This window comes from Variovorax saccharolyticus (assembly GCF_030316765.1).
In the GTDB taxonomy this organism is placed as follows: domain Bacteria; phylum Pseudomonadota; class Gammaproteobacteria; order Burkholderiales; family Burkholderiaceae_C; genus Variovorax; species Variovorax saccharolyticus.
Map to the genome: position 1 here is coordinate 127,266 of NZ_JASZYT010000013.1, position 11,104 is coordinate 138,369.

Below are 11,104 nucleotides of genomic sequence, written 5' to 3' on the forward strand. Positions count from 1 at the left end.
ATCAGCATGATTTGAATGTTTCGTTGCGATAATCGCAATTCGAATAGGGGTCAACCCGTGTCCAAGAACGTCAACCGCCGCGTGCTCCAGGAAACCGCCTTGCGCCACTTCCTCGAGGTCGTGCGCACCGGCTCGGTCACCGCCGCGGCCGAGCGCCTGAATGTCGCGCCCTCGGCGGTCAGCCGCCACATCGCGCACCTCGAGAGCGAGCTCGACACCCTGCTGTTCGAGCGCCGCTCGCGCGGCATGGTGCCCAACCCCGCAGGCGAACTGCTGGCCGCGCACGCCAAGCGCGCCTGGCAGGACATCGAGCGCGTGACCGACGACATCCAGGCGCTGCGCGGCCTGCAGACCGGCCTGGTGCGGATCGCGAGCACCGAGGGCTTCGCGTCCGAGTTCCTCCCGAACCTCATCGCCGAGTTCCAGCGCGAGTACAAGGGCATCCGCTTCGCGCTCAACGTTCACATGCAGGCCGAGATCCCGCAGCTGGTTCGCGATGGCGATGTCGACATCGGCGTCACGCTCAGCACCAGCTCGGAGCGCCAGATCAACGTCGAGCTGCGGCATCCTTCGCCCATCCTCGCGATCATGGCGAAGGACCATCCGCTCGCCTCGCGGCGGCAGCTGGCGCTCGCGCAGCTGGTCGGCTATCCGATGGCATTGCCGGGGCCGTATTCGACGCTGCGCCAGCTGTTCGACATCAGCTGCAGCCGCCAGGGGCTGCAGTGCGAGCCCGCGCTCCTGGCCAACCGGCTCGATGCCTCGATCTCGTTCGCCGCGGCCGGCGGCGGCATCGCGCTCAGCGGCGAGGCTGCGCTGCGCAACCGGCTCAAGGCGGGGGGCATCGTCGCCGTGCCGCTGCGCGACCGGGAGATGAACGAGCGCCACTTCGAGATCCAGACCATGGCCGGCCGGACCCTGCCCGGCGCCTGCCGGGCCTTCCTCGATCACCTGCGGGAGGTGCTGCGCAAGGAAGGGTGAGATGTCGACTTTTCCATTGCGAAAATCGCAATTCGGCTTTCAGTTTATTGCCAACCCCGGACGGTGCCATCACTCCACAATCGGCGCAGCCCATCTCGAGGATTTTTCTCCATGACCCAAGCACCCGCACTTCCCTTTTCAAAGATCCGCCTGGCCAAGGGCCTGGCCTTCCTGTCGGGCGAAATGCCCTTCGCCGACGACGGCAGCATCCCCGAAGGCATCGCCGCACAGACCGCGCTGGTGCTCGAGCGCATCGCCGGCACGCTCGCAACCGCGGGCCTGGGCCTCGACGACGTGACCCAGGTGGCCGTGCACCTGGTCGATGAGGCTGACTTCGGCGCATTCAACGCCGAATACCGCAAGCACTTCCAGGAGCCGCTGCCGGTGCGCACCACGGTGGTGGCGCGCCTGCTGGCGCCGGGCGCATTGCTCGAAGTCACGGTCACCGCGGCCCAGCGCGACTGATCGCGCCGATCCACCAGGAAGCGCGACCCCATGCCCACTGATGTATTGGTCCTTGGCGCCGGCATGGTCGGCGCGTGCACCGCGCTGCAGCTCGCCCGGCGGGGTCATTCGGTCGCGCTGGTCGACCGCCAGGCGCCCGGCCGCGAGACCTCGTACGGCAATGCCGGCATCATCCAGCGCGAAGCGGTCGAGCCCTACGCCTTCCCGCGCGAATGGTCGGCCGTGTTCGACGTCGCCTTCAAGCGCGGCATCGACGTCAACTACCACTTCGACGCCTTGCCCGCGGTCGCGCCGCGGCTGGCGCGCTACTGGCATGCATCGGCGCCGCCGCGATACGCCCCCATCGCCCGCGACTACAGCCGGCTGATCGAACACTGCCTGACGGAACACGATGTCCTCATCGCCGAATCGGGCGCTTCGGAGCTGGTGCGCAAGGAAGGCTATCGCCTCGGTTTCCGCACCGAGGCCGCACTGAATACCGCCGCGGCGCGGGCTGCCGACCTGCAGCAGCGCTACGGCGTGCGCCACGCGCTGCTCGATGGCGACGCGCTGGCCAAGGCCGAGCCCGGACTGCATGCGAGGCTGGCGGGCGCGCTGCACTGGCTGGACCCCTGGTCGGTCAGCGATCCCGGCGCGCTGGTCGAGCGCTACGTCCAGCGCTTCATCGACCTCGGCGGCCATGTTGCCCGGGGCGATGCCGCCAGCCTGCGCGCCGACGGTGGAGGCTGGCTGGTACAGACGGCCGATGGCCCACTGCACGCACGCCATGCGGTGATCGCACTCGGTCCCTGGGCCGGTGAGCTGACGACCACGCTGGGCTACAAGCTGCCGCTGTTCGTCAAGCGCGGCTATCACCGCCACTACCGCGGCGGCCCCGGCCTGCGGCTGCCGATGCTGGATGCGGAGCGCGGCCTGGTGATCGCGCCGATGGCGGCCGGCATGCGCATCACGACCGGCGCGGAGTTCGCCCGCATCGGCGCGCCTTCGACGCCGGTGCAGCTCGACAAGGCCGAGCAGGCGGCGCGCGAACTGATCGCGCTGCCGGAGCCGGTGGAGGCCGAGCCCTGGCTCGGCAACCGGCCTTGCACGGTCGACATGAAGCCCGTCATCGGCCCGGCGCCCCGGCATTCGGGCCTGTGGTTCAATTTCGGCCATTCGCACCAGGGATTCACGCTGGGACCGGTGAGTGGCCGGCTGCTGGCCGAGATGATCGAAGGCGCTGAACCTTTCGTCGACCCCGCCCCCTACGCGTCGACGCGATTTTGAGCCGCCGCCTGGTGCTTGGCATTTGCGACACTGAAGGAGAAGAAGATGACCGGGAAAGTTGCCATCGTGGTGGGAGGCGGAAGCGGCATCGGCGCTGCCGCCGCTCGCAAGCTCGCAGCAGCAGGTTTCGAGATCGCCGTCCTGTCTTCGTCCGGCAAGGGCGAAGCGCTGGGCAAGGAACTGGGTGGCATCGGCATCACCGGGTCGAACCGGTCGAATGACGACCTCGAACGCCTGGTCGAGCAGACCCTGGAGCGCTGGGGCCGCATCGATGTGCTGGTGAACAGCGCGGCCCACGGACCCAAGGCGCCGGTCCTCGAGCTCACCGACGAGCAATGGCACACGGGCATGGAGATCTACCTGCTCAACGTGATCCGGCCGACGCGCCTGGTCACGCCCGTGATGGAGAAGCAGAAGGGCGGCGCGATCATCAACATCTCTTCGGCCTGGGCCCTGGAGCCCAGTTCGATGTTCCCGACTTCGGCCGTCTTCCGGGCCGGACTCGCCGCCTTCACCAAGCTCTTCGCGGACCAGTACGCGCCCTCCAACGTCCGCATGAACAACGTGCTGCCCGGCTGGATCGACAGCCTGCCCGCCAAGGAAGAGCGGCGCGAGAGCGTGCCCATGCAACGCTACGGCACCAGCGACGAGGTCGCGGCAACCATTGCCTTCCTGGCCTCGGAAGAGGCCGCGTACATCACGGGACAGAGCCTTCGCATCGACGGCGGCTTGATGCGCTCCTTGTAGCGCCCGAGCCCGCGCGAACGCCCGACGCTACACAACGGCGACACAGCCGCGATCCGCGGATGCATGCCGGATACCAACGCTGAGCAGACTGGCCGCCATGCCGTCTTCGACTGCGCTTCGACGCAGCCCGGAGCCGGCAAGGGGGCCGCAAGGCCCGACCTCCGGCCAGGTTCGGCCTCTTGTCAATCAGCGAAGGAGCATCAGCATGTCCCCGTCCACCCACACCGACCGCTACGCCAAGGTCATCGAGGTGTCCAAGCGCGTGCGCTGGGAAATCGAGCGCGACGTCATCCGCGGCCGCCAGTTCGACTACAGCAAGACCTTCCTGCCCGATGGCCTGTCGCTGGTGCAGGAGATCGGGTTCCTGAGCGCGGCCGACCGGCGGCTGCTGAGCCAGGTTCAGGGCCGCACCTACGCCTACATCTTCGGCCTGGCCGAACGCTTCATCGCGTCGAAGGTCATGGAGCTGAGCCGCGAGCATGTGTTCGGCGACCAGGTTGCGCTGGAAGCGCTGGTACGCATGACCGACGAGGAGATCAAGCACCAGGCGCTGTTCCGCCGCCTCGAGGAAATGATGGCACCCGACATGCCTGCCGGCTACGTCATGACGGCCGAGCCGAACGCGGTGGCGCAGGCCGTGCTGGGCAAGAGCACCTGGTCGGTGCTGGCGCTGACGCTCGACATCGAGCTGTTCACGCAGGCGCACTACCGCGCCAGCATCGAGCCCGATGCCGATACCTCGGCGCTGTGGAAGGACGTCTTCCTGTTCCACTGGCGCGAGGAATCGCAGCACGCCATCCTCGACGAGCTCGAGTTCGTCGCCGAGAACGAGAAGATCGGCCCCGCCGAGCGTGATGCCGCGGTCGACGACCTGATCGCGCTCGTCGGCGCGGTCGACGGCATCCTTCAGGCCCAGGCGGCGGCGGACGCGCATTACTTTTGCGCCATCGCGGGCACCTTCTTCAGCGACGCGCAACGAGGGCAGATCCACGACACGGTCCTCAAGGCCTACCGCTGGCAGTACATCGTCTCGGGCGTGACGGATGCGCGCTTCCAGAAGCTGTTGTTCCCGATGCTCGACGAAGCACAGGGCGCGCGCATCGGGACCGCGCTCGCGCCGCTGATGTACGCCGTGCCGCAGCAGCGCGAACTTCCGATGGCCGCCTGAGCGCTTCGGCAAAAAGGGTGCCGGCGGGGAATGACCCGCCGGCACCCTTTTTTTGCGCCCGAAGGCTCAGGCTTGCGGCCGGATGTTCTGGTTCTGGCTGAACAGGTTGGCCGGGTCGTACTTCGCCTTCAGCGCCGCCAGCCGGGTGTAGTTGGGCCCATAGGCGCCGGCCGCCACGCGCTGCATCTCGTCCTCCGGCATGAAGTTCACGTAGACGCCGCCGGTGGCATGCGGCGTCAGCGCATCGAACAGGGCGCGCGCCCAGTCGATGCACTTGCGGTCGTCCGCAGCATCGCGCCACCGCGTGTGGACGTTGACCACGAACTCGGCGTCGCGATGCGGATAGGCCGTGTCGCCGACCCCGGTGCGATTGATCTGCCCGCCCAGCTGGCCGATGAAGGCTTCGCATTCGTCGCTCGGCAGACGGGTGATCGCTTCGCAGAGGATGCGCTCGACCTCGCCGGTCAGCGCCACGAAGTCGTGCGACTTCCAGTAGTTGCGCGCGCCCGGCTGCAGCAGCGGGTCGAACGCGGTCTGCCAGGCCGCGAAGGGCATCGGGCCCACATGCGCGCCGGCGGGCGTGCCGAAGCTGCGCAGCGGCCTGGCGAGTTCCTCGCCCCGGCCCGGCTCGCCGATCCAGCAGAAGGCGACCACCACCACTTCCTTGCCATGCACCTCCGGCGGCAGGAAGGGCAGCGGCGGCGCCTTGCGCAGCACCATCCAGGTGGTCATCTCGTCGCTGGCCGCGGCGGCGAAGTTCCTGTAGCCCTCGAACACCTGCCTGGCCTGTTCGAGCGGATAGACGACCAGCCCGGCCAGCACCTCGGGGCCCAGCGGATGCAGCCGGTATTCGAACGAAGTCACGACGCCGAAGTTGCCGCCGCCGCCGCGCACCGCCCAGAACAGATCGGCGTTCTTCGTCGCGCTCGCCTGCACGAACTCGCCGGAGGCCAGCACCACGTCGACCGCATTGAGGTTGTCGATGGTGAGCCCGCGCTTGCGGCTTTGCCAGCCGAAGCCGCCGCCGAGCGTGAGGCCGGCCATGCCGGTGGTGGAGTTGATGCCGGTGGGGGTGGACAGGCCGAAGGCCTGCGTCTCGCGGTCGAAGTCCGACAGCAGCGCCCCGGGTTCGACGCGCGCCAGCTTGGCCGCGGGGTCGACGCGCACCGACTTCATCGCCGACAGGTCGATCATCAGGCCGCCATCGCAGGCCGCCTTGCCGGCGATGTTGTGGCCGCCGCCCTTGACCGCCAGCAACAGCTGGTGCGTGCGCGCGAAGTCCACGGCCTGCATCACGTCGGCGGCGCCGGCGGCGCGCACGATCGCCGCCGGCCGGCGGTCGACCATGCCGTTCCACAGCGTGCGCGACACGTCGTAGCCGGCGTCGGCCGGCATCAGCAGGCTGCCGCGCAGCGCGGCACGCAGCGCCGCGATCGGCTCGTCGGCGATGCCGACCTTGCCGCCCTGGGTGGTGTGAAAGTCAACCATGGAAAGTTCTCCTCATCGGTGCGGCCGGATACGGGGTGGATGCACCGCGCAGCGTCCGGTCGCACTGGCGAAGCGTGGGTGATGCTGCTGAGCTCAGGCAGCCGCGGCAGCGCCGCCGACCGGAGCAGGGCACACGGCGCGGCGGCGTGCATCGGAGTCTGCAAGTCGTTGGTATTGCCCGCGTGTCGCGGCGCCGCGCCTTTGTATCGCGCCCGTATCCGCCGGCGCGGGTTCAGCAGCCGGGGAGGGCGCTGGCGCGCGCCCGCTGCAGGCAGGACTTCATCATCGCGTGCAGCGACTCGTTGTCGACCGGCTTGTGCAGCACGCCGCAGACGCCATGGCGCTTCGCTTCGGCCTCGTCGACGCCGTCGGCGTTGCCGGTGTACAGCAGGACCGGCAGGCCCGGGCGCAGCGCGGCCGCGCGCTGCGCGAGTTGCAGGCCGTCCAGCTGCGGCATGGTCTGGTCGGTGATCAGCAGGTCGAGCGCCTGGCTCCGGTCCTCCAGCCAGGCCAGCGCCTCGAGCGGGCTGCGATGCAGCACCACCTCGATGCCCCAGCCCGACAGCAGCTCGACCATGAAGTCGCCGACCATGGCTTCGTCGTCGACCACGAGCACGCGCGCGCAGAGCGCTTCGGCGTCCTTCGACGCGGCCGGCACGCCGGGCGCGTCCGCGGCGTCCCCGCTGGCCGGCGGCAGCAGGACGCGGAACACCGAGCCGGCGCCCGGGGATGTCTGCACCAGCACATGGCCGCCGTGGTCGTGCACGATGCCGTGCACCATCGCCAGGCCCATGCCCGAGCCGCGGCCGACCTCCTTGCTGGAGGTGAAAGGCTCGAAGATGCGGTCGATCAGATCCGGTGCGATGCCGCTGCCGCTGTCCGCGACGCTCAACTCGACCCAGTGGCCGGCCTCGACCCTCGCACGGCATGAGGCGCAGAACGAACCGCCGCCATGGCGACCCAGGCGCACCCGGATCCACCCCGACCCGGCAATCGCGTCGCGGGCATTGATGCACAGGTTGAACAGCACCTGTTCCAGGTGCACGGCATCGACGGCCACGTGCAGTTCGTCGCCGCCGGCGGAGGGCGGCGCAACGAAATCCAGCGAGACCGAAGACGGCAGCGTGGCGCGCAGCAGCTGCAGGGTCTGGCCGACCAGCGGGCCCAAGGCCAGGGTCCGGCGCCGGCCCCGCTGGCGCCGCGCGAAGGCCAGCATCTGCGCGATCAGTTCGCGCGCCCGCTGGGCGGCGATGTGGGCCTGGCTCAGCTGGCGCGTGAGCCGGGCATCGCCCAGCAGCTCGGCGCGTTCCTGGCCCAGCACGAGGTAGCCGATGACGCTGGTCAGGATGTTGTTGAAGTCGTGCGCGATGCCGCCGGTGAGCTGGCCGATGGCTTCCATCTTCTGTGCCTGCCGCAGTTGCGCCTCCAGCGCCTGGCGCTCGCTTTCGGCTGCCCGTCGCTCGGTGATGTCCCGCGCCGCGTACAGCACGTGCGGTTCGCCGCGGTAGGTTACCGGCATCGCGCTGACTTCGAGGTGGAACGGGCTGCCGTCCTTGCGCATGCCCGGCGCCTCGAAGCGCACCGGCCGGCCGGCCAGGATGTCGGCGTGCTGGTCCCAGTGGCGCTGCTGCAGCAGCATGTCGGGCTGTGTCAGCACCCGCGCCGCGCTCAGCACCTCGTCGCGCGTGAAACCGCTCATTTCGAGATAGGCCGGATTGACGTCGACCGCGCGGTAGTCGGCGTCGCGCACCACCAATGCGTCGGCGGAGGCGTTGAAGATCGCCCGGTACTGCTCCTCGCTGTTGCGCAGGGCCCGCTCGGCGCGCTTGCTCTGCGTCATGTCGCGCCCGATGTACAGCACGTGCGGTTCGCCGTGGTGCACGATCGGCACCCCGCGCAGCTCGAGGTCGTAGCGCTCGCCGTCGCGCCGCACGAGTTCGGTCTCGAGGCGCACGGCTTCGCCGGCCAGCGCCCGTTCGTGCAGGCTGCGTATCGTCGCCATGATCTCGGGCGGGTTGGCCAGCACCCGGTCCACCCCCAGCACCTCGGCCAGGCTGTAGCCGCTCATGCGTTCGTAGGTCGCATTGGCATCGACGATGCTGAAGTTGGCCGCGCGCAGCACCAGCGCGTCGGCCGAGGCGTTGAAGATGCCGCGGTACTGGGCCTCGCTGGCGCGCAGCGCCCGCTCGCTCGCCAGCCGCTCGCTGACGTCGCGGCCGACGCCCAGCACGTAGGGGCGGTCGCCCAGGCGCACCGGGATGTAGCGCAGTTCGATGTGGAAGGCGCTGCCGTCGGCGCGCGACACCGGTTCGACGGCCTGTGTCTCCCGGCCTTGCAGCGCCGCTTCGATGAAGCCGATCAGGCGCTCCATGTCCTTGGCATCCGGGCGTTCGGTCCAGTGCCTGCCGACCACCTGCTCGCGCGCCATGCCGGTCATTCGCACGAAGGCCTGGTTGACATCGATGGTGCGCAGCTCCTGGCTCCACAGCACCATCGAGTCGACGCTGCCATCGAAGATCGCGCGATACTTCTGCTCCTGTGCCTGCAGGGCCGCCAGCGCCGCCCGGCGCTCCGTGATGTCGCGTCCCACCACCAGCACGTGGGGCGCGCCGGCGTAGCCGATCGGCAGGTAGCGCAGCTCGATGTCGAAGGCGCTGCCATCCTGGCGCACCCCGCGGGTTTCGATCACCCCCTCCTCGCCGGCCAGCGCCGCCCGTATGCGCTCGACGCGCAGGGCGCGCTCGTGGACGCCGATGTTGGGGGGCAGGGACTTGCCGATGATCTGGTCGCGGGCATAGCCGAACATCCGCACGAACGCCGGGTTGACGTCGACGATGCACAACTCGTCGTTCCACAGCGCCAGCGCATCGGCGCTGCCGGCGAAGATCACGCGGTACTGCTCCTCGCGTGAGCGCAAGGCCTCGACGGCAGCCTTGCGGTCCGTGATGTCGCGCGTGAAGGCCACGATGTGATGGCGCCCGCCGATCATGGCCGGCTTGAGCCGGACCTCGTCCCAGCGCAACTCGCCGCTGCGGCTGCGTCGATGCCACTCGAACGGTGGACAGCGCCCCAGCTTGGCCAGCTGCATATGGGCCAGGCCCTGCTCGGCGGAGTAGGGCGCCTCCCCCGAACGGATGTCGGCCAGCGACAGCCGGCACAGCTGGTCGCGGTCGTAGCCGTAGACCTCGCAGGCCTTGGGGTTGGCGTCGAGGATGGCGCCGCTGTCCCAGTCGTGGATGAAGATCGAATCCTCCGACGCCTCGAAGATCGCGCGGTAGCTGGCCTCCGAGCGCTGCAAGGCCTCGCGGGCGCCCAGCTGCTCGATCTCGGCCGCGGCACGGCCGGCGAAGATTCGAAGCATCGACTCGATGCGCTCGACGTTGGCCAGCGGCTGGCGCGAGACGATGCCGATGGTGCCCAGCGGCCGCCCTTGCGCATCGTTCAGCGGCAGGCCGGCATAGCTCTCGGCGCCCAGCAGCCGGACCTCCTCGTTCAGCTCGAACAGCTCGCGCAGTTTCGACGGGTAGGCGCGAAAGCGCTGGCCGAGCACATGCTCGCACGGCGTGCCCTTGACGGGGTAGCGAAGGCCGCGCCGCATCTCGCCGTCGCTGAAGATCGCCAGCATGTGCAGGGCGTCGCCATCTTCGGCCTGGTGACGCGAGATGAACGCCATCTCGACATTCAGGATCATCGCCAGATAGCGCGTCAGCTCGGCGAACACCGACTCGCCGCTGGCGGCCGACACCGCCAGCGCCGCAGCGCGCAGCGCCTCGTCGGCACTGCTGCGCTCGATCTCCGCGATGATGCGGCTGGCGAAAATCTTCAGCAGCGCCTCGGCCAGCGTCGTGTCGGCGATCGGCTGGCGATCCATTGCCACCAGCAATCCGAGCGGCCTGCCGTCGGCGCCATGGAGCGGGAACGCGGCGCCGGAATCGATGCCCTTGTCCGCGAAGACAGTCCCGGGAGTGAACTCGGCGGCGGGGATGCCGCGAATGACGAAGCGGCAGGCCCGGCCGACCGCCTCCGACCAGGGCGAAGCGTTCAGCGGGTAGTCGAAGTTGGCCACGGCCTGGCCGTCGAACACCGCGGCCAGGGTGTGCAGGCTGTTGCGCGAGCTGTCCGTGAAAACGCCGACGAAGGCGGTCGCCACCCCCAGGATCCGGGCGAGTTCCTGAACCAGGTCGGCCATGGTGCCGGGGCCGCTGGCGCCCGCCACGGCCTGTGCGGCGCGGTACATCGCGTCGGCAGCGTCAGTCCACGCCAGGGAGGCGGTGGGGCCAGGACGGCGTTCCGGGACAGCCATGGCCCGAGTCTAGGTCGCCGCGCCGGCGCACGCAGCTTCATTGCCATGGCGATACCGCGCGGATACCTGCCGGTTACAGCGGGAGCTCCGCACGCGCTGGCCGGCTTGGGGCGGTGTCAAGCCGCAACGGGGTGATGAGCCCACTGCGGCCGGGCTTCAAACTGGCTTGCCACTACCTCGAGGAGCCAGCATGACGCTTCGTTCAGCACTCGTTGCCATGGGACTCTCGGTCGCTGCAGGTCAGGCCTTGAGCCAGGATGTGCCGCTGACCGAGCAGGACATCCTGACGCAGATCGTCGGCAAGACGATCGAATGGAAGATGTTCGACGGCAAGATCGTCAACGTCGCACTCGCACCGACCGGCAAGGCGACGGTTTCAGGCGCGTACAACGACGTCGGCAAATGGCGCATGGATTCGGCGGGCGGCTACTGCACCACGTGGAACAAGGCCCCCATGAATGAGTCTTGCGTGAAGCTGGTCAGGCGGGAAGGGGTCCTGGTGTCCCTCAGAGAGGGCGCAGTGCGGGCGAGCGTGGTGAGCGCGAAGTAGTGAGGAGACAGCAAAGTGAAAGTCTACAAAATCATTGAGTGACAACGACTTAGCTCTCCAACTGGCACTTCACCCAGCAGCCTAACCAGGGCTCGATTCCTGTGGGTCGCACCCTCACGATCGGCCCGATGGCCAA

8 protein-coding genes are annotated in these 11,104 nt (G+C 68.9%); 6 read left to right on the forward strand and 2 right to left on the reverse strand.

Annotated elements, in window-relative coordinates; all coding sequences use genetic code 11:
* Positions 1-15: 15 nt before the first annotated feature.
* The 5 genes from QTI45_RS31085 to QTI45_RS31105 all read left to right on the forward strand — a co-directional run bounded on the left by QTI45_RS31085 (position 16) and on the right by QTI45_RS31105 (position 4,627).
* Positions 16-981: a LysR family transcriptional regulator gene (locus tag QTI45_RS31085; RefSeq protein ID WP_286657092.1), complete on the forward strand. Its 966-nt coding sequence runs from the start codon at positions 16-18 to the stop codon at positions 979-981.
* 111 nt (positions 982-1,092) lie between these two features.
* Entirely contained in the window at positions 1,093-1,446 is a 354-nt protein-coding gene (locus tag QTI45_RS31090; RefSeq protein ID WP_286657093.1) for a RidA family protein, read from the forward strand.
* 30 nt (positions 1,447-1,476) lie between these two features.
* On the forward strand, positions 1,477-2,712 hold the full coding sequence (locus QTI45_RS31095) for an NAD(P)/FAD-dependent oxidoreductase (protein ID WP_286657094.1): 1,236 nt from the start codon (positions 1,477-1,479) through the stop codon (positions 2,710-2,712).
* Positions 2,713-2,757: 45 nt separating this feature from the next.
* Positions 2,758-3,459: an SDR family oxidoreductase gene (locus tag QTI45_RS31100; RefSeq protein ID WP_286657095.1), complete on the forward strand. Its 702-nt coding sequence runs from the start codon at positions 2,758-2,760 to the stop codon at positions 3,457-3,459.
* A 205-nt stretch (positions 3,460-3,664) separates the two neighbouring features.
* On the forward strand, positions 3,665-4,627 hold the full coding sequence (locus tag QTI45_RS31105; protein WP_286657096.1) for a hypothetical protein: 963 nt from the start codon (positions 3,665-3,667) through the stop codon (positions 4,625-4,627).
* Positions 4,628-4,693: 66 nt separating this feature from the next.
* On the opposite strand, the gene QTI45_RS31110 is transcribed toward QTI45_RS31105, so the two are convergent.
* Together QTI45_RS31110 and QTI45_RS31115 are read right to left on the reverse strand one after the other, a co-directional pair.
* The gene (locus QTI45_RS31110) at positions 4,694-6,115 is read right to left on the reverse strand and encodes an FAD-binding oxidoreductase (RefSeq protein WP_286657097.1); all 1,422 of its coding nucleotides are present in this window, start codon (positions 6,113-6,115) and stop codon (positions 4,694-4,696) included.
* A 232-nt stretch (positions 6,116-6,347) separates the two neighbouring features.
* Positions 6,348-10,418 (reverse strand): PAS domain S-box protein, encoded by a 4,071-nt coding sequence (locus QTI45_RS31115; protein ID WP_286657098.1) that lies wholly within the window; start codon positions 10,416-10,418, stop codon positions 6,348-6,350.
* Positions 10,419-10,608: 190 nt separating this feature from the next.
* Here QTI45_RS31115 and QTI45_RS31120 point away from each other — a divergent pair, with 190 nt between their 5' ends.
* Positions 10,609-10,968, forward strand: coding sequence for a hypothetical protein (locus QTI45_RS31120; protein WP_286657099.1), 360 nt, complete (start codon positions 10,609-10,611; stop codon positions 10,966-10,968).
* The last annotated feature ends 136 nt before the right edge of the window (positions 10,969-11,104 follow it).

Coding starts and splice junctions, on each gene's coding strand:
- QTI45_RS31110 (WP_286657097.1), bottom strand. CDS start 6,115: ATGGTTGACTTTCACACCACCCAGGGCGGCAAGGTCGGCATCGCCGAC.
- QTI45_RS31115 (WP_286657098.1), bottom strand. CDS start 10,418: ATGGCTGTCCCGGAACGCCGTCCTGGCCCCACCGCCTCCCTGGCGTGG.
- QTI45_RS31105 (WP_286657096.1), top strand. CDS start 3,665: ATGTCCCCGTCCACCCACACCGACCGCTACGCCAAGGTCATCGAGGTG.
- QTI45_RS31120 (WP_286657099.1), top strand. CDS start 10,609: ATGACGCTTCGTTCAGCACTCGTTGCCATGGGACTCTCGGTCGCTGCA.
- QTI45_RS31090 (WP_286657093.1), top strand. CDS start 1,093: ATGACCCAAGCACCCGCACTTCCCTTTTCAAAGATCCGCCTGGCCAAG.
- QTI45_RS31100 (WP_286657095.1), top strand. CDS start 2,758: ATGACCGGGAAAGTTGCCATCGTGGTGGGAGGCGGAAGCGGCATCGGC.
- QTI45_RS31085 (WP_286657092.1), top strand. CDS start 16: ATGTTTCGTTGCGATAATCGCAATTCGAATAGGGGTCAACCCGTGTCC.
- QTI45_RS31095 (WP_286657094.1), top strand. CDS start 1,477: ATGCCCACTGATGTATTGGTCCTTGGCGCCGGCATGGTCGGCGCGTGC.